Consider the following 23789-nt stretch of genomic DNA (forward strand, 5'->3'; position numbering starts at 1 on the left):
GCCACCAAAGGTTCAGCGGTCGAACGACTCCCAGGCCCCGACCGCGGTGCGGTTGGCGATGAGCGGGGAGTTGCCGCCGTTGTCGGCCGTGACGTACTTGCCGTTGATGCTCGCCTGCAGTGCGGTACTCCCGTCGGCGTTCTTGACGATCTTGAACTTCTCCCAGGCGCCGACGGTCGTGCGGTTGGCGATCAGCGCCGCGTTCCCGCCGTTGTCCGCGGTCACGAACCGGCCGTTGGCGTGCGAGTACAGGCCGACGTAGCCGTTGCCCGCGTCCACCAGGTCGAAGGTCTCCCACTGGCCGGTCGCGGTGCGGTTGGCGATGAGCGGGGAGTTGCCCCCGTTGTCGGCCGTGACGTACTTGCCGTTGGCGTGCGCGTGCAGCGTGACGTTCGCGTTGGCCTGGTCGACCACGCCGAACTGCTCCCACGGCCCGACTGTGCTCCGGTCCGCGGTCAGTCCCCGGCCGTTGCCGCTGTTGCCGCTGACGTAGCCGAGCGTGAACACCGACCGCAGGCTGACACTGGCGTCGGCGTTGGTGACGAGGTCGAACAGGGCCGTGTCGTCCGTGACGAGCCCGTCGGCCACCAGGTACTGCGACGAGCCGCGCACGTGGACGTACTGCCCGTTCGCCCGCGCCCGCAGCGCCACGTGCCCGTTGCCGGGGTCCACCACGTCGAAGAGCGCCGCGGCGGTGCCGTTCACGGTCAGCGACTCGTAGCCGGAGGCGCCGCCGGTCACGAAGCCGGCATTGTTCTCGCGGCCGAGCAGCGCGATCGTGCGCACCGCGGGCCACACCGACACGCCCGCGGTGTTGCTTCCGGTGTACCCGTGGGTGTCGGTCGCCGAGACCGTGACCGTGTAGGTGCCGGGCTTGGCGTAGTGGTGCGCCGCGACCGCCGACGCCTGGCTCGCGACGGGGGTGCCGTCGCCGAAGTCGAACGAGTAGGTCGCGATCGGCAGGTAGCCGGGGATGGTGCCCGACGCGTCCGCGGTGACCGTGCTCGCGGCCTGGTCCGCCCGCAGGGTCACCGCCGCCTGGGGCCGGCGGACCGTCTCGTAGGCGCCCCGGTCGGCGTACGGGACCGGGCCGGCCCCGGTGTTCGCCAGGCCAGGGTTGTCCTCGCGCGGGTTGCCGTCGTGGTCGGTGCTCTGCCACCCGGGCGCGGCCGAGTTGGCCGCGTCCTCCCGGCCGGACGTGTAGGCGGTCTCCAGGTCGTGAGCGCCCTGGCCGGACGCCGCGCGGAAGGCGGTCAGCCCCATCGCGGTGCCGTTCCACAGATAGGCGTCCGTGGCTCCCGGCGCGCCGCCGTGGTAGAAGTTGTTGTAGTCGACCACCGTGGTGCCCACCGCGCCGCCGGAGACCGCGACCTCGGCCCCGCCGGAGGTCCCGCAGTACTGCGAATGCAGCCAGGCCAGGTTGTTGGTGAGGTCGTTGTTCTGCACCGACACGCCGGTGGACGCACCGGCCACCCGGATGCCGGCGACGCAATTGTCGTAGACCGAGTTGTTGGTGATCGCCGTGCCGCGCGCCCCTGTGCTGTCGATACCCGCGTCGGTGTTGCCGGAGACGTCGTTGTTCGCGAGCACGTTGTCGGCCGCCCCGGCCCCGACCGCGATCCCGATGGTGTTGGCCAGGACGTCGGTGCTGATCACGCTGTTGCCCGAGCCGAGGATCTCGATGCCGCGGCTGCCCGGTGCCATCCCGCCGGCCGCCCGCGACCGCTCGATGCGCACGCCGGAGGTGGCCGCGTCGAGCGCGATGCCGACGGTCGTCTTGGAGCCGCCCGCGATCACGCCCGACAGCGTCGAGCCGGTCACGCCCTTGAGGGTGATGGCCGGGATCGCCGCCGTCGTGGCCGTCTGCACCCGCAGGCCCTGCAGGGTGATCCGCGCGGAGTTGCTGATGGCGTAGCCGGGACCGGTGGCCGCGTTGATGACGCTGATGTCGGAGATGACGATGTCGTGCTGTCCGTCGATGGTGAACCCGACGTCCGGGCCGCCCTGCAGCCGGCCGATGGGGTGCCCCGGCGTCCGATCGCCCTTGATGGTGATGGGATTTCCGCTGGTACCGGACCTGCTGATCGTCACGTGCTCGTTGAACGCGCCGCCGACGACGAGGGTCTGGCCCGCCGACACCGCCGCGACCCCGGCGGCCAGGGTGCAGAACGGCTGGGCCTGCGTTCCGGAGCCGCCGTCGGAGCAGTTGGCGGCGACATCGTTGTTGACGTACAGCACCGGCACGTCGGCGTGGGCGGCCCCGGCGGCCGCGAGCACCGCGGCGCCGGTGGTGGCCAGCACGATGAGGATGGCACGTTTACGCACGGTCGAATTCCTCCCAGGCACCGATGGCGGTCCGGTTGGCGATGAGGGGTGAGTTGCCGCCGTTGTCCGCGGTGACGTACTTGCCGTTCGCGTTCGCCTGCAGGCCGGTACTGCCATCCGCGTTCTTGATGATCTTGAACTTTTCCCACGCGCCGACCGTGGTGCGGTTGGCGATCAGGGGCGAGTTGCCGCCGTTGTCGGCGGTGACGAACTTGCCGTTGGCGTGCGAGTAGAGCGCCACCCAGCCGCCGCCCGCGTCGACGAGGTCAAAGGTCTCCCACTGGCCGGTCGTGGTCCGGTTGGCGATGAGGGGTGAGTTGCCGCCGTTGTCCGCCGTCACGAATTTCGTGTTGGCGTGGGCCTTGAGCGTCACCCCGGCGTCGGCCGCGTTCACCACGCCGAACTTCTCCCACGGGCCCACGGCGGTGCGGTCGGCGATGAGCGCGGCGCCGCCGTTGCTGCTCACGTAGCCGCCGGTGAAGACGGACCGCAGGCTGATGGTCCCGTCGGCGTTGGTCGTCAGGTCGAACAGGGCCGTGCCGTCCGGCAGTTCGTCCGCGTACGAGTCGGCGGTCAGGGCCGTGGTGCTGACCCGGACGTACTTGCCCGACTGCCGCGAGCGCAGCGCCACGTGCCCGCCGGTGCCCGCGACCACGTCGAACAGCTCGCCGGGGCCGACCGCGGTGCCGCTCGCCCGCAGCGGCTGGGGTTCGACCCCGCCGGTGACGAACCGGAAGTTGTCGTTGGTCAGCAGCGCGATCGTGCGGACCGCCGGGAACAGCGAGATCCACAGGTCGTTCGTGGTGGAGCCGAAGTTCGCGTCCTTGGCCGTCACCCGCACGTCGTAGGTGGCCGGATTCGCGTAGTGGTGGGTGGCGATCGGCGACGCCTGCGTGACGGGGGCGGTGCCGTCGCCGAAGTCGAACGTGTACGACCCGATCGGGAGCCATCCGGCCACCGAGCCGGACGCGTCGGCCGTGATCGTGGCCGCGACCTGGTCCACCTTGACCGCCACGGCCGGGGACGGCGGCTTCACCGCCTCCTTCCAGCCGCGGTCGGCGTAGGCCACCGGGCCGGCGCCGGTGTCGGCCCGGTCCGGGTCGTTCTCGCGGATCCAGTCGTTCATGTCGCGCTCCGGCCAGCCGGGCGCGGCCGAGTTCGCCGCGTCCTCGGTGGTCGCGGCGGGGTCGTCGGTGTCGTGGACACCCTGCCCGGACGCGGCCCGGAACGCGGCGAGGCCCATGGTCGTGCCGTTCCACGAGTACACGTCCGGCGCGCCCGCCGCCGTGCCGCGGGAGGCGTTGTTGTAGTCGACGACCGCGCCGGAGACGGCGCTGATCTCCACGCCCCGGCCCGACGTGCAGTCGGGGTTGGTCAGGTTGCCGTTGCCGGAGATCACGTTGTTCTGCACGGAGACGCCCGTGGCCGCGCCGCTCACCCGGACGCCCGCGGCGCAGGAGCCGTGGATCTCGTTGTTCGAGATCGCGGTGCCGGTCGCGCCGCTGTTGTCGATCCCGGCGTTCCACGCGGCCGAGAGGTAGTTGTTGGCGATGACGTTGCCGGCGGCGCCCGGGCCGACGGCGATCCCGCCCGAGACGCGGCTGCCGGTGATCGTGTTGCCGGAGCCGAGGATGTCGATGCCGTGGCCGCCCGGCGCCTTGGAGACGGCGATGGAGGAGTTGCGCACGGTCACCCCGGACGTCCCGGCCCCCAGGGCGAGTCCGCTGGTCTGCAGGCCCAGCACGGCGGAGTCGGTCACCCCGGTCAGCTGGACGGCGGTGATCGTCGCCGCGGTCGCCGGTTGCACCGAGGTGTTCTCGAGCGTGATCCGGGCCGAGTTCTGCACCGCGATGCCGGGCCCGCTCGCCGCCTCGAGCACGCCGATGCCCCGGATCGCGATGTCGTGCCGGCCGTCGATGCTGAAGCCGACGCCGGGTCCGCCCCACAGCCGCGCCGTGCCGTTGCCGTTGGACTTCAGGGTGATCGGCCGGCCCGGCTCGCCGGACTTGCCGATCGTGACGTGCTCGGCGTAGTTGCCGGTGATGCTCAACGTCTGGCCGGCCGTGACCGCCGCGACGCCGGCCGCGATGGTGCAGTACGGGTGGTCCGAGCTGCCCGGTCCGGTGTCCGAGCAGGGGGTGCCGGTCGAGTTCTGGACGTACAGGGTGTCGGGCACGTCGGCGTGGGCGGCTCCGGCGGTCGCGAACACCGCGGCGCCCGTGGTCGCCAGCACGGTGAGCATGGCACGTTTACGCACGGTCGAATTCCTCCCACGGGCCGACGGCGGTCCGGTTGGCGATGAGCGGGGAGTTGCCGCCGTTGTCGGCGGTGACGTACTTGCCGTTCGCGTTGGCCTGCAGCGAGGTACTGCCGTCGGCGTTCTTGACGATCTTGAACTTCTCCCAGGCGCCGACGGTCGTGCGGTTGGCGATCAGGGCCGCGTTCCCGCCGTTCTCGGCGGTGACGAACTTGCGGTTGGCGTGCGAGTAGAGCGCGACCCAGCCGCCGCCGGCGTCGACGAGGTCGAAGGTCTCCCACTGGCCGGTCGCGGTGCGGTTGGCGATGAGCGGGGAGTTGCCCCCGTTGTCGGCGGTGACGTACTTGCCGTTGGCGTGCGCGTGCAGCGTGACGTTCGCGTTGGCCTGGTCGACCACCCCGAAGCGTTCCCACGGGCCGATCGTCGACCGGTCGGCGGTCAGCACGTTGTGCCCGCCGTTGCCGCTCACGTAGGCGTTCCTGGACAGCGAGCGCAGGCTGATCGTGCCGTCGGCGTTGGTGACGAGGTCGAACACCGTGCTGGGATCGTCCGTCGCCGGGCTGGTCGCCGACAGGACGGGCTGCGTGCCGTAGTTGACGGCGACGTACTGCTGGTTGATCCGCGAGCGCAGCGCCACCCGGCCCGCGCCCAGATCGATCAGCTCGAACAGTTCGGCGGGGCCGACCGACGAGGAGGTGGGGTCGAGGAAGTTGCCGCCGTCCGGGCCGCCGTGTACGAAGCCGTTGTTCTCGTTGGCCTGCAGCGCGATGGTGCGGGCCGTCGGCCACAGCGACACCGGCTGCTGGGACAGGGCGGCGTGCCCGTTGCCGTCCGTGGCCTTCACCTGGACCAGGTATGTGCCGGGCGTCGGGTAGCGGTGGGTCGCGATCGGCCCGGCCTGGGTCAGCGTCGTGCCGTCGCCGAAGTCGAACGTGTAGGCGGCGACCGGCGTGTACCCGGGCCTGGTGGCCGAGGCGTCCGCCGTGACCGTGCTGGTGGGCTGGTCGGCCCGCAGCTCCAGGTTCGCCTGCGGGCCCTTGGTCTGCTCCAGCGCGCCGCGGTCGGCGTAGGGGACCGGCCCGGCGCCGGTGTTGCCCAGCAGCGGGTTGTCCTCCCGCGCGTTGCCGAGGCGGTCCTTGGCCGGCCAGCCCGGCGCGGCCGAGTTCGCGGCGTCCTCGGTCGGCGCGGTGTCGCCCTCAACGTCGTGCGCGGCCTGGCCCGAGGCCGCCCGGAAGGCGGTCATCCCCATGACCGTGCCGTTCCAGGCGTAGGCGTCCGGGGCGCCGGCCGCGAAGCCCTGGTACACGTTGTTGTAGTCGGCCACGGTGTGCCCGACGGCGCCGTCGTAGATCCCGACGGCGACCGCGCCCTGGAACGAGCGGTCGCAGTTCGCGTTGTCCGCGCCGGACCGGTTCTGGCGCAGGACGTTGTTCTGCACGGAGACGCCGGTGGCCGCGCCCGCGACCCGCACGCCCGACTTGCAGTTGCCCTCCACCTGGTTGTTCGTGATCGCGGTGCCGGTGGCGCCCACGTTGTCGATCCCGACCCCGAGGGAGAAGCTGACAAAGGTGTTCGCGACGACGTTCCCGTCCGCGCCCGGGCCGAACGCGATGCCGGCGTCGCCGCCGCCCGTGACGGCGCTGTTCAGGATCGTGTTGTGCGATCCGAGCACGTCGATGCCCTTGGTGCCGGCCCGCTGGTAGGGTGCGCCCACCTGGACGGCCTCGAGCCGCACCCCGGAGGTCGCCGCGTCGAGGGCGATGCCGGTGGTCATGTCGCCGCTGATCCGGATGTTCGTCAGCGACGAGTCCGCGGTGCCGGCCACCCGGACGCCGGGCACCGCGACTCCGGTCGCCACCTGGATCGACATGTTGTCCAGGGTGATCGCCGTGGAGCCGGTGACGCTGATCCCGGCGCCGACGCCGGCGCTGGCCACGTTGATGCCGCTGATCGCGATCTCGCGCCGGTTCGAGATCTCGAAGCCGACGCTCTGGCTGCCCGCCAGCCGGGCGACGGGGTTGGCCCGCAGCGTGATCGGCCGGCCGGGCTCGCCGGAGCGCGGGAAGGTGACGCGCTCGTTGTACGTGCCGCTGACGTTGATTGTCTGGCCGGCGGTGGCCACGGCGAGCGCGGCCGAGATCTTGCAGAACGGCTGGGCCTCGGTGCCGGTTCCGGCGTCGGAGCAGCCGGCCGGGGCGAGGACGTTGACGAACAGGGCGGGCACGTCGGCGTGGGCCGGCCCGGCGGTCGCGAGGACCGCCGCACCGGCGGTGGCCAGCACGGTCAGGATGGCGCGGTTAGCCACGGTCGAACTCCTCCCAGGCACCGATCGCGGTGCGGTTGGCGATGAGGGCCGAGTTGCCGCCGTTGTCGGCGGTGACGTACTTGCCGTTCGCGTTGGCCTGCAGCGAGGTACTCCCGTCGGCGTTCTTGATGACCTTGAACTTCTCCCACGCGCCGATCGCGGTGCGGTTGGCGATCAGCGCCGCGTTCCCGCCGTTCTCCGCGGTCACGAACCGGCCGTTGGCGTGCGAGTAGAGCGCCACCCAGCCGTCCCCGGCGTCGACCAGGTCGAAGGTCTCCCACTGGCCGGTCGCGGTGCGGTTGGCGATGAGCGGGGAGTTGCCGCCGTTGTCGGCCGTCACGAACCGCGCGTTGGCGTGCGCGCGGAGGGTCACGGCCGCGTTGCCGGCGTCGATCACGTGGAACTTCTCCCACGGCCCGACGGCGGTGCGGTCGGCGGTCAGCGCCTTGGTGCCGCTGTTGCTGCTGACGTACCTGTTGTTGCCGGCCCACAGGAGGGCCAGGCTGCCGTCCGGCTGGGCCTGGAGCACGAACGAGGAGCCGTTGCCGTAGCCGAGCGTGGCGTCGGAGGCGTTGGCCGCGAGCTGCGTGTCGGTGCCGCCGAGGTTCGCGACGTAGCGGCCGTTCACCTTGGAGCGCAGGGCCACGCAGCAGGCGCCGTCGGCGGTGACCAGCTCGAACAGCTCGCCGGGGCCGACGGTGGGGCTGCCCGCGCGCAGCGGCTGGTTGCCGTCGGCGCCGGCGCTGACGTAGGTGCCGTTGTCGGCCAGGATGGCGACCGTCCGGCTCGCCGGCCACAGCGACACCGGCGCGATGGTGCGCGCCGCCGGGGACTGGCCGTTGGTGTCGATGACCTGGACGTACACCTCGAAATGGCCCGGGTGCTCGTAATGGTGGGTCGCGATCGGCGAGGTCTGCGTGACGACCGGCGTGCCGTCGGCCCAGTCGAAGCTGTAGGAGGCGATCGGCACCCACCCCGGCGTGGAGGCCGACGCGTCCACGGTGGCCGTCATCGTGCTCAGGTCGGTCCGGACGGTCACCTTGCCGTCCGGGCCCTTGACGGTCTCCAGGGCGCCGCGGTCGGCGTAGCTGACGGGGCCGGCGCCGGTGTTCGGGCGGTCCGGGTTGTCCTCGCGCTGCCGGCCGTACCGGTCGGTCGACGGGTAGCCGGGCGCGGCCGCGTTCGCCGAGTCCTGCTGGGTCGTCGGGTACGGCCCCTCGAGGTCGTGCGCGGCCTGTCCCGAGGCGGCGCGGAAGGCGTCCAGGCCCAGCGCCGTGCCGTTCCACGCGTACGTGTCGGCGGCCGGCACCCCGTCCGGCGCGTGGGCGACGCTGTTGTAGTCGACCACGGTGGTGCCGGCGGCCCCGTCGAAGAGGCCGATCTCGGCGGTGCCCTTCGGCGCGGTGCCGCAGTCGATGGTGGTGGCGGCGCCGTTGAACGCCACGACGTTGTTCTGCACCGAGACGCCGGAGGAGGCGCCGGCCACGCGGATGCCCATCGCGCAGTTGTTCTGCAGGGTGTTGTTGGTGATGGCGGTGCCGGTCGCGCCGTCGTTGTCGATGCCGACCCCGCGGCCGCCGGCGACCTGGTTGTTGATCAGGGCATTGCCGGTCGCGCCCGGGCCGACGACGATCCCGCCCGTCACGGTCTGGGAGCTGAGGATCGTGTTGTGCGAGCCGAGGATCTCGACGCTGTGCGCGCCGGCGACGGGCGCCGCCCGCAGGAGCGCGGACTTCACCACGACGCCGGACGTCGCCGCGTCGAGGGTGAGGGCGGTGGGCGTCGCGAACCCGACGGCGCTGACGCCGGTCAGCGTCGAGTCGGTCACGCCGGCCAGCCGGACGACCGGGACGGTGGCCGTGCTCGCGAGCGTGATGGAGAGCTTGTCGACGGTGATCCGGGTCGAGTCGCGCACGGCGAGCCCGGGCGCGTCGGTCACGCTGTTGACGCCGAAGCCGGCGATCGTGACGTCGTGCTGGCCGGCGACGGTGAACCCGGCGCCGGGGCCGGTGAGGACCGCCGACACGCCCTGGACGGTGATGCCGGACCTGTCGACGGTGACGTGTTCGCCGTAGGTGCCGGTGACGTTGACCTTGCGGCCCGGGGTGGCCGCGGCGATGCCGGCGGCGATGGTGCAGTACGGCTGGGCCTGGCTGCCGGCGCCCGCGTCGGAGCAGCCGGCGGCGTTGTTGACATAGAGATCGGGGGTGTCCGCGATCGCAGGTCTGGCCCCCGCGACCAGAGCTGCACCGGCGACGACCGTGACGATCGCGAGGCCGGGTATGGGGGGTCTGCCCACGCTGTTCCTCCGCACGAAGCGATGGATGATCGAGATTGGCGCGGGCAGATTATTGCGGAAGGGTCAGACGCTTACCACCCCGTTTGGATCAACGCGCATAAAGCGCGAAATAGATCGCGATGTGGTGACAGATCGCCGCCACGAGCGTGCAGGCGTGGAAGAACTCGTGGTGGCCGAAGACGGTCGGCCAGGGGTTGGGGCGGCGCAGCGCGTAGAAGATCGCGCCCACGGTGTAGAAGGCGCCGCCGGCCAGGGTCAGCACCAGCGCGGCCACGCCGCCGGTGTGCAGGATGTCCGGCAGGACGGCGACGGCGACCCAGCCCAGCGCGATGTACAGCGGCGCCGACAGCCACCGGTGCCGGCTCATCGCGGTGAATTGCTTGGAGGCCACCCCGAGCACCGCGCCGGTCCAGACCGTGGCCAGGATGGCGATCCGGGTGCTGCCGCCGAGCAGCAGGACGCTGAACGGCGTGTACGTGCCGGCGATGAATACGAAGATCATCGAGTGGTCGAGGCGCCGCATGATCTTGTAGCCGCGCTCGGACCAGACCCGGCGGTGGTACAGCGCGCTGGTGCCGAACAGGGCGACGACGGTCAGGCTGTAGATCACGCAGCTCACGAACGGGCCCCAGCCGGGGCGGGTGGCGGCCAGCGAGCACAGCACGATGCCGCAGATGACGGCCACGACCGCCGCGTAGGCGTGCAACCAGCCGCGCATCCGCGGCTTGCCGAGGTCGACCGGGCGCAGACGGGTTTCGGATGTCACGGTCACGCCTCCAGGTTACGGTACCGTAGGTTACTCGCAAGTAGCAGCGATGTGACGTCTATCGTGACGAGGTGCAACTTCGCCCGGTCGGCGCCGACGCGCTGTTGATAGAGGTCGACTCCCCACTGGACTGGTTCGCCGCGCTCGACGCCGAGCGGGCGGCCGGCCGGCTGCCGGTGATCGACATCGTGCCTGGTGCGCGCACGGTGCTGCTGGACGGGGTGGCCGATCCGGCGGGGCTCGCGGCCCGGCTGCCCGACTGGAAACTCGATCCGGCTTCGGTACCGCCCGAGCCCCCACTGACCGTCGACGTCCACTTCGACGGCGTGGACCTGCCGTTCGTCGCCGACCTGGCCGGGCTGGACATCGACGGCGTGGTGGACGTGCTCACGGGCACGGAGCTCACCGTCGCCTTCTGCGGCTTCGCGCCGGGGTTCGCGTACCTCGCCGGCCTGCCCTGGAACGTCCCGCGCCTCGGCACCCCGCGCACCCGCGTCCCGGCCGGCTCGGTCGCGCTGGCCGCCGAGTTCGCCGGCATCTATCCCACGCCGTCGCCGGGCGGCTGGCGGATCGTCGGGCACAGCACCGCCGAGCTGTTCGACGTCGCCCGCACGCCGCCCGCGCTCATGACGCCGGGCCGCACCGTGCGGTTCCGGGCCGCGTGAGCGGCGAACTCCGGGTCGAGGTCGCGGGCCCGCTCACGACCGTGCAGGACCTCGGCCGGCCCGGGTACGCGCACCTCGGCGTGCCCCGCTCCGGCGCCCTCGACCGTCCGGCCCTCGAACTCGGCAACCGCCTGGTCGGCAACCCGGCGGGCGCGGCCGGGCTGGAGATCCTGCTCGGGCCGTTCGTGGCGGTCGCGACCCGGGCCGGGACCGTGGCGCTGACCGGGGCCGCGGCGCCGCTGCGAGTGGGCGGGCGGCCGGCTGCGCTCAACGCGCCGGTGCCGGTGCGGGCCGGGGAGCGGATCGAGGTGGGGCGGGCCGTTCTCGGGCTTCGGGTGTACCTCACGATCGCCGGAGGTGTCGCGCCCGAACCCGTGCTGGGAAGTCGGTCCACGGACACGCTGTCGCTGCTCGGGCCGGCCGTGGTGCGGGGCGGGGACCGGCTCCCGCTCGGCGCGGTGGCCGGCGCACCGTCCACGGTGGACGTGGCGCCCCGGGCCGCGCTCGGCGGGCCGGTCGTGCTGCGGATCGCGTGGGGGCCGCGGGCCGATCGCTTCGCGGATGCGGGGCGGCTGGGCTCAGGGGAGTACAAGATCCGCAGTGAAAGCAACCGGGTCGGGGCCCGGCTGGACGGCCCGGCACTGACCCGCGCGGACGCCGGGGAACTGCCGAGCGAGGGAATCGTGCTCGGGGCGGTGCAGGTCCCGGCGGACGGGCACCCGCTGGTGTTCCTGGCGGATCACCCCACCACGGGCGGCTATCCGGTGGTCGCGGTCGTGTACCCCGCCGATCTGCCGCTGCTGGCCCAGGCCCGGCCGGGGGATAGCGTTCGGTTCTGTGGACCTGAACAGTGACCTCGGCGAGGGGTTCGGCGTCTGGCGCCTCGGCGATGACGACGCCCTCCTGACCATCGTGACCAGCGCCAACGTCGCCTGCGGCTTCCACGCGGGGGATCCGCCGACCATGCGGCGGGTGAGCGCCCGCGCCGGTGAGCGGGGTGTGCGGGTGGGCGCGCAGGTGAGCTACCGCGACCTCGCGGGCTTCGGCCGGCGCCGGATCGACGTACCGGTTGCCGAGCTGGTGGACGAGCTGCGGTACCAAATCGGGGCTCTGGGCGCGTTCGGGCCGGTCGTCTACGTCAAGCCGCACGGCGCGCTCTACAACACGGCGGCCGTCGATCCCGGGCACGCGTCGGCGGTCGTCATGGCCGCCGCGGCCTCCGGGGAGCTGCCGGTGCTGTGCCAGCCGGGCTCGGTGCTGGCCGGGCTGGCGGCCGAGCGGGGGCTGCGGGTGGTGGCGGAGGGGTTCGCCGACCGCGGGTACCTGCCCGACGGGCGGCTGGTCCCGCGCTCCGAGCCGGGCGCGCTCGTCACCGACGTGGCCGCGGTGACCGCGCGGGCCGTGCGGATGGCGGTCGACGGGGTGGTCGAGGCGATCGACGGGACGGTGATCCCGATGCCGATCGAGTCGCTGTGCGTGCACGGCGACACCCCGGGCGCGGTCGACATGGCGCGGGCCGTGCGGGCGGCCCTCACCGACGCGGGGGTGCCGGTAAGGGCCTTCGTCTAGGCCTCGTCGTCCATGCCGCGCAGGATCAGGGGCAGGCGGGTCGCGCCGTCGGCGACCACGCGGATCGGCACGCCCCAGTCCTGGCGGGTCAGGTGACACGCGGGGAACTCGGCGTCGATGTCGCAGGTGGCGGCCTGGGCGACCACTTGCAGTACACCCGAAGCGACATCGGGGGAGAGGACCAGGCGGCGGCGCAGGTCCGTGCTCACGCCCGCGCCCTCCAGCAGCAGCTCCGGCGGTGAGGCGGAGACCTCGAGCCGGGTCGACGGGCCGAACTGCTCGTCGAGCTTCTGGCCGGGGGCGGGCTCGAAGATCAGGTCGAGCGCGACCTCGCCGGGCGCCAGCATGGTCGGCGGGCGCTCGGTGCGGTGCCGCACGCCGGAGACGTCGATGCCGGCCGCGGCGAGGGTGCCGGCGCCCAGGCGGACCAGGCGGTGCGCGCCCGACTCGACCACGACGATGTCGCCGTCGGCGGTCAGCACCAGGTCGCTCGGCTCCGCCAGGCCATCGAGGACGGTGGAGACGCGCCCGTCGGCCAGCCGTCGTACGGCGCCGTTGTACGTGTCCGCCACCAGCACGCTGCCGTCGGCCAGCGCGAGCACGCCCAGCGGGTGCTGCAGCAGCGCCTGGTCGGCCGGCCCGTCGACGTGGCCGAAGTCGAACAGGCCCTGGCCGACCGCGGTGTGCATGACGCCGTCCTCGATCCAGCGCACGGCCGAGGACTCGCTGTCGGCGATCCACAGCCGGCGCCCGTCGGGCGAGGTGGACAGGCCGGACGGCTGGGCCATCCAGACCTCGTGCAGCGGGCCGTCCTTGAGCGCCTCGACGGTCGTCCCGGCGTACATGCCGGCCGTGCGCTTGATCGGGTCGAACCACCACAGCTGGTGGATGCCGGCCATGGCGATCACGACGCGGTCGTCGTACCAGGCCACGTCCCACGGCGAGGACAGGTCCACCACCAGCGAGTCATGCTGGTCGAAGTCCACGGTGCCGCGCCACTGCCGGCCGCTGCCGGCGACCGTGCTGACCTCGCCGGTGCGCAGGTTGATCCCGCGCAGCAGGTGGTTGACGGTGTCGGCGACCACGACGTCATAGCCGGCGATCTCGGCCGCGTGCGGCGGGAGCAGGCACAACCCGCCCGGCTCGGAGAACTCGGGCTCGGTGCCGTCCATGCGGCCGCGCTTGCCGGTCCCGAACCGCCGCACGAGCGTCTCGTTGTCGGCGTCGAGCTCCACGATCGACTGGTGCGTGGAGTCGGAGACCAGGAAGTGCCCGTCCGGCAGCGCCAACGCCTTCCCGGGAAAGCGCAGAAGCGTCAGATCACTGTTTTGTACCGCATGTGCCGCATTCCCCCGCCGCAAGGTCCCCTTGGCCTCGTGCGTGGCGACCAGGCCCTCGATCAGCTTGGCCAGCCCTTCGGCGTGGCCCTCGCCGGCCATGTTGGCCACGACGTAGCCCTCGGGGTCGACGACGGTGAGGGTGGGCCAGGCCTTCGCGGCGTACTGCTGCCACATGCCGAGCTCCGGGTCGTCCAGCACCGGGTGGTCGACGCCGTAGCGCTCGACGGCCTGGGCGAGCGCGTCCGGGTCCTTCTCGTGCTCGAACTTGGGGCTGTGCACGCCGATCGTCACCAGCACGTCGCCGAAGCGCTCCTCGAGCGGGCGCAGCTCGTCGAGGACGTGCAGGCAGTTGATGCAGCAGAAGGTCCAGAAGTCGAGCAGCACGATCTTGCCGCGCAGGTCTTCCTTGAGGCTGAGCGGCCGGGTGTTGAGCCAGCCGCGGCCCTTGAGCTCTGGAGCGCGTACGCGGACGTTCTTTTCTGACATTTCCCTTTATTTTTCGCTAGCCGGGCGGAGGCAGAGGACCTGGTCCTTCTCGCCCTTGTGCTGCAGCACGATGTACGGCTGACTCGCGTCCGAGCAGCTCTCCGGCTTGTCGACCTTCGAGACGATCTTGAACGCGTCCTTGCTGGAGCAGTCGACCCCGCTGGCCGAGTCCCCGTCCTGCTTGACACAGGAGTTGACCGCGAAGCTGGTGCCGCCGGCTCCGGTGATCTTCACGATGATCGCGGTCCCGGCCACGGCGACGAGGAACACTGCGGCCACGATGAGCAGCCCGACGAGCAGGCCGCGCTTGCTCTTGACCGGCGGCTCGGGCGTGGGGATCGGCTCACCGTCGATACCGGGCGTCGCGGGCGGGTTCTCGCCGGGCATGGTGACGAGGTCGCTGTACCGCGGCGGACCGGAGGCGGGGAATTGGCCGGTCGCGGGTGGGGCTGAGGTTTGATAGGTGCCGCCGGTGGCGGGTGGGGCGGACGCTTGATAGAGGCCGGCCCCGCTGACAGGGGCGGCGCCGGCGGGTGCACCGCTGAACGGCTGCGCGGGGAAGGGCGGCGCACTGGATGGCGCGGCTTGCCCTTCATTCCCGAACGGCGGTGCACTGGACGGCGGCGTGCCGTAGGTCTGCGCGCCGCTCTGGCCTACGAACGGCGGCGTGCCGTAGGTCTGCGCGGCCTGCCCTTCGAACGGCGGGGCGCTCGACGGTTGCGTTCCGTAGGTCTGCGCTCCGGCCTGGCTGCCGAACTGCGCGCCTTCGTTGCCGAACGGTGGTGCGCTCGACGGCTGCGTGCCGAACGGCGGGGCGGAGGTGGGGGTGACCTGGGCGCGGGCACCGTACGTGCGCGGGCCGGGCTCTGGCGGGATCTGCCCGAGGTTGACCGGCGCGGGCACCTCGGGCGCGGTCGGGACCTGCGCCGATCCGCTGGGGACCTGGGCGCTTCCGGTCGGAACCTGCGCGCTGCCCGTTGGGACCTGCGCCGAGCCGGTGGGGACCTGGGCTGTGCCGCTGGAGACCTGAGCGCTGCCGGTCGGGACCTGCGCCGATCCGGTCGGGACCTGGGCTGAGCCGGTCGAGACCTGGGCGGAGCCGGAGGGCGGGACGCGGGGGCTGGTGGGAATGCGCACCGGGCCGGACTCACCAAGAGCGCCCGCACCCGAGGAGGGCGCAGCTGGCGGCGGCGTGGCGGGGGCCCAGGGGCTCGCCTCGGCGGCCGGCTCGTCCTGATCCCCGGAACTCTGGCCGGCGGGCATGAAGCCAGGGAAGCTGCCGGCTGGGCCGGGGAGGGGGGCGCCGGAACTCTGGCCGTACGTGGCGGGCTGGCCATAGGTCGCCGGAACGCTCGCCGACCCGTAGGTGGTGGGAACGCTGGCCGACCCCCGCGGCACGCTGGCCGATCCGCTCGCGCCCGACCCGCCGGGGGGTGCCGACGTCGGCTGCGCGGGACCGCCCGAGGTGGGCCACACCGGCGGCGCCGCACCGGGGAACGGCCCGGCGGCGTCGGCGGCACCCGCCTGCTGCGGCACGGACGCTGACCCGGTGGGCGACCCGGGAACCGAGGCGGACCCGGCCGCACCCCCGAACGCGGGCGGACCAGAAACGGACGCCGATCCGGTGGCGGACCCGGGCACCGAGGCGGAACCCGACGCGGCGCCATACGCGGGAGGTCCGGAAACGGCGGCGGTCCCCGTGGGTGAACCGGGCGCGGCGCCGTATGCGGGTGGCGGTGGCACGGACGCGGACCCGGCTGTGGAGCCGGCGGGTGAACCGGGCGCGGCGCCGTACGCGGGGGGCGGTGGCACGGATGCGGAGCCGGCGGCGGGTGAGCCTGGCGCGGAACCGTAGGCCGGCGGGGGCGGGATTGAGCCGGGGCCGGGGCCGTACTCGTGGGGTGGGCCGGAGACGGAGCCAGCAGCGGCGCCGTAAGTGGGGGGTGGGACGGCGGCGGTGCCGTAGGTCTGGGGGGCCGGGGTGCCGTATGTGGGTGGGGCCGTGGGGCCTGACGGCGGGAAGGGGCCGGGGCGGTCGGCGTCGTCCGGGGTCGGCGGGGTCTGGGGCGGTGGCGAGGAAGGGACCGGGACCGAGGCCTTGGCGCGGACGGCCGGGGGGCGGCCGGGCGGCGGGGGCGTGCTCGACGCAGCCTCGTCCGGCTGCTCGGACGGGTGCTGATCGGACGTCATGCGTGCCTCCTGTTGGTCAGACCCCGACCGTAGTCGAACGGGGTGTGACATCCCAGTGCCAGGTACCGAGGTTCGTCGGTACGGATGTCAGCAAACCAGTAGCGGGCAACGAACGCGCAACCGCCCCGGTCCGGGGAGGGGCGGACCGGGGCGGTTCTGGCGGTGCGGGGTGGGGCTTGCGCTAACTGCGGTTGATCATGGTGTAGAGCTCATCGCGGAGGGCGGCGGAGGGGTTCTTGGCGATGGCGCGCTCGATGGCGTCCATGCGGCGGGCGGCGTTGCGGCGGGCCTTGATGCGCTCGAACAGGGTGCTCATGGCGGGCTCCTCGAGGAGTGTGTAAGGGATGTCTTTGGTGCACATCCATTACACGCCCAAACCGAGATCCAGAGCCAGCGAATACGAGGTGACGCGGCCCACCCGCCGACGATTCGTAGGCTCGCATCCTGCGTAAACGCCCTGTTCGTCGGCCATGTGACAGTGGGCGAGGCGCGGGCCGGGAGCCACCGCGCGTGGATTGGCCTGCAAGAACCGGGCCGCAAACAAGCAGCGGCCCCGGCGCCGGAGCGCGGGGGCCGCTGTGCGAAGCGAAAAAACTCAGCTCCAGGCGAGCAGAGCGCCCTCGGGGTCCTCCAGGAACGCGGCGACGTCGCGGAGGAACTTCGAGCCCAGTTCGCCGTCGATGATCCGGTGATCGAACGACAGGCCGAGGGTGGTCACGTGCCGGATCTTGATCTTGCCCTTGTGGACCCAGGGCTGCTCGCGTACCGCGCCGAAGCACAGGATCGCCGATTCGCCCGGCGGCAGGATCGGGGTGCCGGTGTCGACGCCGAAGACGCCGACGCTGGTGATCGTGAAGGTGCCGCCGGTCATGTCCGCGGGCGGGGTCTTGCCGTCCCGGGCGGTGCCGACCAGGGCGGTCATCGCGTCCGCGAGCTCGCGGGTGGTCAGGTCCTGGGCGTCCTTGATGTTCGGCACGATCAGGCCGCGCTGGGTGGCGGCCGCGATCCCCAGGTTGACGTAGTGCTTGACCACGATCGCGTCGCCGGCCCAGGTCGAGTTGACCATCGGGTAGCGGCGCAGCGCGAGCAGGCACGCCTTGGCCACGATCAGCAGTGGCGAGATCCGCGCGTCCTTCCAGTCGCGGTGCGCCTTGAGCCGCTCGATCGCCTTCATCGACCTGGTCACGTCGACCGTCAGGAACTCGGTCACGTGCGGGGCCGTGAACGCGCTGTTCACCATGTTCTCGGCGGTCAGCTTGCGCACGCCCTTGACCGGGATGCGCTCCTCCCGCTCGCCCGGGGCCCGGGTCGCAGCGGGCGCCGTGACCGCCGCGGGCGCCGAAGCGCCGGCCTGGGCGCTCAGCACGTCGTCGCGGCTGATCGAGCCCTGCGGGCCGGTGCCGCTGATCGTGGTCAGGTCGACGCCGAGGTCCCGGGCCAGCTTGCGCACCGGGGGCTTGGCGAGCACCGAACCGCTGCGGGCCGGAGCCGGGGTCAGCGCCGCCGGTACCGCGGGCGCGGGCTCGGCGACCGGCGCCGGCGGGGCGGGTGCCGGCGTGGTCGATGCGGGCACATCCGGTACAACTGCGGCGGTTGCATTTGCAGCAACCCGCGGGCGGCGCTTGGCGGCGGTCGTGCGCGGGCCGTAACCCACGAGGACCGCGGTGCGGCCGCCGGGTGCGGGACCGCCGATCAGGCCGGGCTCCACCGGGCCGTCGCCGGCCACCTCCACCGCGGCCAGCGACGCGGCCGAGGGCTGGGGCAGGTCGGCGGGCAGGTCACCCGCGCCGGGATCGGTGTCGATGGCGATGATCGGCGAGCCGACCTCGACCATGGTGCCCTCGGGGTGGTGGATCTTGACGACCTTGCCGGCCCACTTCGCCGGGATCTCGACGGCGGCCTTGGCCGTCTCCACCTCGACGATCGGCTGGTTGAGGGTGATCGTGTCACCCTCGGCGACCAGCCACTTGAGGATCTCGCCCTCGGTGAGCCCCTCGCCCAGGTCGGGCAGGTTGAACTCCTTGACCCTGGTCATCTGCGCGCGGCCCCCTAGAACCCGAACGAGCGGTCGACGGCGTCGAGCACCCGGTCGAGGTCCGGAAGGTACTCCTCCTCCAGGCGCGCGGCCGGGTAGGGGGTGTCGAAGCCGGTGACCCGCAGGACCGGGGCCTCGAGGGAGTAGAAGCACTCCTCCGTGATCCGGGCCGAGACCTCCGAGCCGAGGCCCAGGTTGCCGGGCGCCTCGTGGACGACGACGGCGCGGCCGGTGCGGCGCACCGAGTCGTACACCGGCTTCATGTCCAGCGGGGAGAGCGTGCGCAGATCGATGACCTCGAGCGAGCGGCCGTCCTCCTCCGCCGCGATGGCGGCGTCGAGCGCGGTGCGCACCATCGGGCCGTAGGCGATCACGGTGACGTCGGTGCCGGCCCGGGCGACCCGCGAGGCGTGCAGCGGCAGGCTGGCCGAGTCGACGTTGACCTCGCCCTTCTCCCAGTAGCGGCGCTTGGGCTCCATGAAGACGATCGGGTCGTCGGACTCGATCGACTGCTGCATCATCCAGTACGCGTCGTCAGGGGTCGCGCACGAGACGACCTTGAGGCCGGCGGTGTGGGCGAAGTAGGCCTCGGGGGACTCCGAGTGGTGCTCGACCGCGCCGATGCCGCCGCCGAACGGGATGCGGATGACGATCGGCAGGCTGAGCTTGCCGCCCGAGCGATAGTGGATCTTCGCGACCTGCGAGACGATCTGGTCGTAGGCGGGGTACACGAAGCCGTCGAACTGGATCTCGCAGACCGGCCGGTAGCCGCGGATGGCCAGGCCGACCGCGGTGCCGATGATGCCGGACTCGGCCAGCGGGGTGTCGATCACCCGATCCTCGCCGAAGTCCTTCTGCAGCCCGTCGGTGATCCGGAAGACGCCGCCCAGCTTGCCGACGTCCTCGCCCATGATCAGGACCTTGTCGTCGCGCTCCATGGCGCGGCGCAGGCCGGTGTTGAGCGCCTTGCCGATCGAGAGGTTCTCCGTGGCGGCCATCAGTGCCCACTCCCCTCGAAGGACGCGAGGTACTTGGCGAACTGTTCCTTCTGCTGCGCGAGCTCGTCGGAGCCGTGCGGGTAAACGTGGTCGAACAGCGTCATCGGATCGGGATCCGGCATGGAGAGCACCCGCTCGCGCAGGCTGACGGCGGCCACCCGGGCCTCCTCGTCGACGGCGTCGAAGTAGTCGTCCTTCGCCATCTTCTGCTTGGTCAGGAACCCGCGCAGCCGCTTGATCGGATCCTTGGCCTGCCAGGCCTCAACCTCGCTCGCGATGCGGTAGCGGGTCGGGTCGTCGGAGGTGGTGTGGGCGCCCATGCGGTACGTGTACGCCTCGATCAGCGAGGGGCCCTGGCCGTGCCGGGCGTCGTCCAGCGCCTTGCGGGTGACCGCGTAGCAGGCGAGCACGTCGTTGCCGTCCACCCGCAGGCCGGGGAAGCCGAAGCCGCTGGCCCGGTGGTACAGCGGGACGCGGGTCTGGCGCTCCAGGGGTTCGGAGATGGCGTACTGGTTGTTCTGGCAGAAGAACACGAGCGGCGCGTTGAAGACCGACGCCCAGATGAAGGCCTCGTTGACGTCGCCCTGGCTGGTGGCGCCGTCGCCGAAGTACGCGATGACCGCCTCGCCGTCGTCGGAGCCGACCTTGCCGTCCTTGGTGATGCCCATGGCGTAGCCGGTCGCGTGCAGCGTCTGCGCGCCGATGACGATCGTGTACATGTTGAACTTGCACTCGTTGGGGTCCCAGGCACCCTGGTCGACCCCGCGGAACAGGCTCAGCGGCATGATCGGGTCGATCCCGCGGGTGTAGAGGACACCGTGCTCGCGGTAGGTCGGGAACGCCATGTCCTGCGCGCGCAGGGCCCGGCCGGAGCCGACCTGGGCAGCCTCCTGACCCAGCAGGCTCGCCCAGATGCCCAGCTCGCCCTGGCGCTGCAGGGCGGTCGCCTCGGCGTCGAGCTTCCGGACCACGACGAGATCGTGGTAGAGCGAGCGGTATTCCTCGTCCGTGAAGTCGACCGTGTAGTCGGGGTGTTCGACCCGGTCGCCCTCGGGGGTGAGCAGCTGCACGAACGCGGGTTCCGGCGCGGCCCGTGTCCCTGACGCCCGGGCCTTGACTTCGCCCTTCGCCATCCGTTTTCTCCCTGTCGTCTCTCGCGTCGGCAGCGGGGGTTGACCCTGCCGCGCGGCGGGGGTGTCTGCCACGCGGCGACCCGGTGGGGTCGGCGCGTCGCGCTGGACATGACGGGCAGTCATGTCCGGGAGCCGACCCCGGGGCTCTGCCTCGCAGGGTATGCGGAGGCTACGGCCCCGTTGCCGGTGTGTGTCCAGCATCGCAGAAGGCGTGTGGATCGACACTATGGAGTCCTGCTAACTCCGTGTCTTTGCCGGGTTGCGTGCAGTTAGTCCGATTGACCCCGCTAGGTTTGGAGTTCTGGTGTCTTCGGACGTGCGACATCACCGGCTGTTTTCGCCCAACCGGCGGCCGTTGCTGATCTCCGCGCTGTTGGTCCTGCTCACGTCGGTGCCGACAATGATCGTCGTGGTGGCCGGCAGCGCGACGCTCGACAGCGCGCCACAGACCCGCGCGCCCATCGTCGCCGCACCGCAGCCGGGGCCGGGCGTGGTGAGCTCCGGACCGACGTCGGGTCTGCACGCCTCGGGGCCGGCGGCCCGGCACTCGCTCGGCGCCGTGCCGACCGCACCTCAGCCACCATTACGCCCTCATGCCGCGCCGCGGGCGTCCCACGGTTCGGGTGGTTCAGGCGGCGGGGGTACTCCGAGCAGGACCCGCCGGCCCGCAGAAGTCACGCCGCCACCCCCTTCGGATGAGGGCCCGCCGATTCAGGATCGGGCGTGGCCGGGGTGGGACGACAAGATCAAAGAATCGGGTATCCATCAGGGTCGGTCGATCGGACATTTCCGGTCGGCCGATTCGGCGTTGGGGAGGCTACCGTCCGGCTCGCGTGTTCGAGTTGCGCGTGACGACCGCCCATGCCGTGGCGAACGGCTTGCATGGCCACTGCGCGCACCCCGCCGTGCAGCCCTTGGCGTGCCGGCCGGACAGGGGCTGATGGCGCTCGACGCGGCGGCGGGCATCGGTGATGGCGTGGTCGTAGATGACCGGCATTGATGCCTCTCAGACGCCCTGCACCGCGGGCGCCGTCCAGAGCAGGCGCGCGGCGTAGAGCTGCTGCGCCGTGGCCAGCGCGGCCTCGGCGGAACGGAACACGGCGATCTCGGTCTGCCCGTTACTCAGGCGCCAGGTCAGCACCGCCTGGTCGGGCAGCTCGTGCCCCCAGGCGACGACCTGCGGATGATCATCATCAAGTGGATCAGCGACAATGCCGAAGAGCCGTGGCGCGCCTTCGAGCAGGAGCGTATCGTCCTCGAACACCGCTGATCTCCCTCCGGCCGAGGTGCGATCCGACGCGTCCAGAATGCACGTGCAGGTTTCTCACGGCAATACGGACTTGCGAAGTTGAGTAGAGCAAGGCAATCGCTTACCCAACCCGCGCTTGCGCAGTACCCCGGTAACGGACACACTCGTCTTGAGTAATGGAGGTGAGCGGTGTCCAGCGCCCACAGCCCCACGTTCCCGCGATTCCAGTTGGGCAAGCAACTTCGCGAGTTGCGCGAGAAGGCCCGGCTCACCACGGAGGACGTCGGCCTGCAACTGGACTGCTCGCCGAGCACCATCAGCCGGATGGAAGGCGGCAAGGTCGGAATCCGGCGCAGCACGCTGGAGCGCCTGCTCGAGATTTACGAAGTCACTGATCAAGAACAGATCGACACATTGATCGTCCTCGCGCGGCAGGGCAAGACGCGGGGCTGGTTCGCCCGCTACGGAGATCTGCCGGCGAGCTACTCCCGCTACATCGGGCTCGAGTCCAGCGCGATCGAGATGCGCGACTATGAGGCGCTCGTGGTGCCGGGCATGCTCCAGACGGAGGAGTACACCCGCGCCCTGCTGGCCGCCTCGCCCGGTGAGTCGGAGGACGCCGTCGAGGCGCACGTGAAGGCCCGCCGCGATCGGCAGAACCTGCTCACCCGCACCGAAGCACCCCTGCAGCTCATCACGGTCCTCGATGAGAGCGTCATCCGGCGCAGCATCGGCGGGCCGGACGTCATGCGGTCGCAGCTCAAGCACCTGGCCGACATGGGCCGGGCGAGAAACGTGACGGTCCAGATCCTGCCCTTCACCGGAGGGGCATATGCCGGCATGGCTGGATCGTTCGCGATTCTCAAGTTCCAAGATGCACCAAGCGTCGTGTACGCCGAGGCCATGACCGGCGACATCTACCCGGCCGCCGATGATGTCCAGCGGTACGCCGACGTGTTCGAGAATCTGCGAGCTGCCGCGCTCAGCCCGTTGGAGTCGATCAACATGATCGAGGATTCTGCGAACTGAGTTCGGCCTTGACCCGAAGGAGTGCGCAGATGGCTGCGCTGAACGAGCAGTGGCACAAGCCCACACGAAGCGGTAACAACGGACAGTGCGTCGAAGCGCGGTTCGTCGACGGCGTCGTCGAGGTCCGCAACTCCAACTCCCCCGACGCGGGCTCGGTGCGTTTCACCCGCGCGGAATGGGACACCTTCATCGCCGCGGTCGACGTGGACGGCGAATTCCGCCTTCCGTAACGATCTCTCCCGCCCCTAGTTTTTCGGCGGGCTTTGCAACAGCGAAGGGACGACCCCCGACCGGGTCGTCCCTTCGTCGTAGCTGCGAGCCATTTTTGATGTTAACGCAAGGGCCCTACCAGGGACATCTCGTGCTCTGCGGTCCGCGCGATGCAGCAAAAGTGGCGAATCGGGCCGGGTAGCAATCCTGCGATGTGGGTGTCGCGATCCGGCCCGGCGGAGTAACTATGAGTTATGAGCACTCAGGTGTCGCCGGCGACGCAGGTGTCCGCGCTCACGATCCGGTCGTACCGTCCGACCGACCATCGCGAGTGCCGCCAGCTCTGGGCCGAGATGACCGCGGCGGACGCGGGACTCTACGGGGCCACGTCCGACGACGACTCCGGGGCGGCCTTCGAGGAGTACCTCACCCGGTTGGATCTGTCGGGGATGTGGGTGGCCTCTGATGTCGGCGGCGGGGTCGTCGGGATGGTGGGTCTTGTGCTGGACGGGCGCGGGGGTGAGGTGGAGCCGTTGGTGGTCGCCTCTTCCCGGCGGGGTGAGGGGATCGGGCGGACGTTGCTCTCGCATGTGGCCGAGCAGGGGCGGCGGCGGGGGCTTGGGCGGTTGAGTATCTCGCCGTCGGCTCGGAATCTTGATGCGATTCGGTGCTTGCATGCGGCTGGGTATGACGCGCTTGCTCGGCTGACGTTGTCTATTGATCTTCAGTCGTCGCGGGAGTCGGTGTTTCGGGACGGGGTCGATTTGTGCGACCTTCGGTTTCGGTACTGACGCTCTCACTATATAGATATGTCGGGCGCTGGCGCGCCACGACATATCTCCTATATCATCATTTTTTGGGGTTCGTCCGTTTTGGTCTACTCTGCGGTGCTGGGTGGGCGGTTTTCGTAACGTTCGCAAGGCCTGTGGACAG

19 protein-coding genes are annotated in these 23789 nt (G+C 71.4%); 6 read left to right on the forward strand and 13 right to left on the reverse strand.

Annotated elements, in window-relative coordinates; translation table 11 throughout:
- Positions 1-12 precede the first annotated feature (12 nt).
- The 5 genes from ACQP00_RS00500 to trhA form a co-directional block, all read right to left on the reverse strand.
- Positions 13-2325 carry a PKD domain-containing protein gene (locus tag ACQP00_RS00500; protein ID WP_433212695.1) on the reverse strand — a complete coding sequence of 771 codons (2313 nt, stop codon included), beginning with the start codon at positions 2323-2325 and terminating at the stop codon, positions 13-15.
- Positions 2318-4582, reverse strand: coding sequence for a right-handed parallel beta-helix repeat-containing protein (locus ACQP00_RS00505; RefSeq protein WP_433212698.1), 2265 nt, complete (start codon positions 4580-4582; stop codon positions 2318-2320). The genes ACQP00_RS00500 and ACQP00_RS00505 overlap by 8 nt, the downstream gene beginning before the upstream one ends.
- Entirely contained in the window at positions 4575-6887 is a 2313-nt protein-coding gene (locus ACQP00_RS00510; protein WP_433212701.1) for a right-handed parallel beta-helix repeat-containing protein, read from the reverse strand. The genes ACQP00_RS00505 and ACQP00_RS00510 overlap by 8 nt, the downstream gene beginning before the upstream one ends.
- Complete coding sequence (locus tag ACQP00_RS00515; RefSeq protein ID WP_433212704.1) at positions 6880-9186, reverse strand: PKD domain-containing protein; 2307 nt, start codon at positions 9184-9186, stop codon at positions 6880-6882. Before ACQP00_RS00515 ends, ACQP00_RS00510 begins: the two co-directional genes overlap by 8 nt.
- A gap of 88 nt (positions 9187-9274) precedes the next feature.
- On the reverse strand, positions 9275-9904 hold the full coding sequence (gene trhA, locus ACQP00_RS00520; RefSeq protein WP_433223594.1) for a PAQR family membrane homeostasis protein TrhA: 630 nt from the start codon (positions 9902-9904) through the stop codon (positions 9275-9277).
- Between the two features lie 119 nt (positions 9905-10023).
- On the opposite strand from trhA, the gene ACQP00_RS00525 reads away from it, so the two are divergent.
- From ACQP00_RS00525 to ACQP00_RS00535, 3 genes are read left to right on the forward strand one after another with little or no spacing between them, the layout of a single operon-like run.
- On the forward strand, positions 10024-10617 hold the full coding sequence (locus ACQP00_RS00525; RefSeq protein WP_433212707.1) for a 5-oxoprolinase subunit B family protein: 594 nt from the start codon (positions 10024-10026) through the stop codon (positions 10615-10617).
- Positions 10614-11471: a biotin-dependent carboxyltransferase family protein gene (locus ACQP00_RS00530; protein ID WP_433212710.1), complete on the forward strand. Its 858-nt coding sequence runs from the start codon at positions 10614-10616 to the stop codon at positions 11469-11471. Before ACQP00_RS00525 ends, ACQP00_RS00530 begins: the two co-directional genes overlap by 4 nt.
- Complete coding sequence (locus ACQP00_RS00535; RefSeq protein WP_433212713.1) at positions 11455-12186, forward strand: LamB/YcsF family protein; 732 nt, start codon at positions 11455-11457, stop codon at positions 12184-12186. Before ACQP00_RS00530 ends, ACQP00_RS00535 begins: the two co-directional genes overlap by 17 nt.
- Here ACQP00_RS00535 and ACQP00_RS00540 read toward each other — a convergent pair.
- From ACQP00_RS00540 to ACQP00_RS00575, 8 genes are all read right to left on the reverse strand, one after another.
- A complete protein-coding gene (locus tag ACQP00_RS00540) occupies positions 12183-14012 on the reverse strand; it encodes an NHL domain-containing thioredoxin family protein (protein ID WP_433212716.1) in 1830 nt (609 codons plus the stop codon). The genes ACQP00_RS00535 and ACQP00_RS00540 overlap by 4 nt on opposite strands.
- Positions 14013-14018: 6 nt before the next feature.
- Positions 14019-15275, reverse strand: a complete 1257-nt coding sequence (locus tag ACQP00_RS00545) for an LppU/SCO3897 family protein (protein WP_433212719.1) — start codon at positions 15273-15275, stop codon at positions 14019-14021.
- A gap of 1108 nt (positions 15276-16383) precedes the next feature.
- Complete coding sequence (locus tag ACQP00_RS00550) at positions 16384-16518, reverse strand: hypothetical protein (protein ID WP_433212722.1); 135 nt, start codon at positions 16516-16518, stop codon at positions 16384-16386.
- A gap of 279 nt (positions 16519-16797) precedes the next feature.
- On the reverse strand, positions 16798-18237 hold the full coding sequence (locus tag ACQP00_RS00555) for a dihydrolipoamide acetyltransferase family protein (RefSeq protein ID WP_433212725.1): 1440 nt from the start codon (positions 18235-18237) through the stop codon (positions 16798-16800).
- A gap of 14 nt (positions 18238-18251) precedes the next feature.
- Positions 18252-19235: an alpha-ketoacid dehydrogenase subunit beta gene (locus ACQP00_RS00560; RefSeq protein ID WP_433212728.1), complete on the reverse strand. Its 984-nt coding sequence runs from the start codon at positions 19233-19235 to the stop codon at positions 18252-18254.
- Positions 19235-20368: a pyruvate dehydrogenase (acetyl-transferring) E1 component subunit alpha gene (pdhA, locus tag ACQP00_RS00565; protein ID WP_433212731.1), complete on the reverse strand. Its 1134-nt coding sequence runs from the start codon at positions 20366-20368 to the stop codon at positions 19235-19237. The genes ACQP00_RS00560 and pdhA overlap by 1 nt, the downstream gene beginning before the upstream one ends.
- 324 nt (positions 20369-20692) lie before the next feature.
- Complete coding sequence (locus ACQP00_RS00570) at positions 20693-20830, reverse strand: hypothetical protein (RefSeq protein WP_433212734.1); 138 nt, start codon at positions 20828-20830, stop codon at positions 20693-20695.
- Positions 20831-21374: 544 nt separating this feature from the next.
- Positions 21375-21632, reverse strand: coding sequence for a hypothetical protein (locus tag ACQP00_RS00575; protein ID WP_433054537.1), 258 nt, complete (start codon positions 21630-21632; stop codon positions 21375-21377).
- 174 nt (positions 21633-21806) lie between these two features.
- Here ACQP00_RS00575 and ACQP00_RS00580 point away from each other — a divergent pair, with 174 nt between their 5' ends.
- From ACQP00_RS00580 to ACQP00_RS00590, 3 genes are all read left to right on the forward strand, one after another.
- The gene (locus ACQP00_RS00580) at positions 21807-22646 is read left to right on the forward strand and encodes a helix-turn-helix domain-containing protein (RefSeq protein ID WP_433212737.1); all 840 of its coding nucleotides are present in this window, start codon (positions 21807-21809) and stop codon (positions 22644-22646) included.
- A 29-nt stretch (positions 22647-22675) separates the two neighbouring features.
- Positions 22676-22876, forward strand: a complete 201-nt coding sequence (locus tag ACQP00_RS00585) for a DUF397 domain-containing protein (RefSeq protein WP_433212740.1) — start codon at positions 22676-22678, stop codon at positions 22874-22876.
- A gap of 234 nt (positions 22877-23110) precedes the next feature.
- The gene (locus ACQP00_RS00590) at positions 23111-23647 is read left to right on the forward strand and encodes a GNAT family N-acetyltransferase (RefSeq protein ID WP_433212743.1); all 537 of its coding nucleotides are present in this window, start codon (positions 23111-23113) and stop codon (positions 23645-23647) included.
- Positions 23648-23789: the final 142 nt, after the last annotated feature.

Source organism: Dactylosporangium sp. CS-047395, assembly GCF_050942185.1.
Taxonomy (GTDB): domain Bacteria; phylum Actinomycetota; class Actinomycetes; order Mycobacteriales; family Micromonosporaceae; genus Dactylosporangium.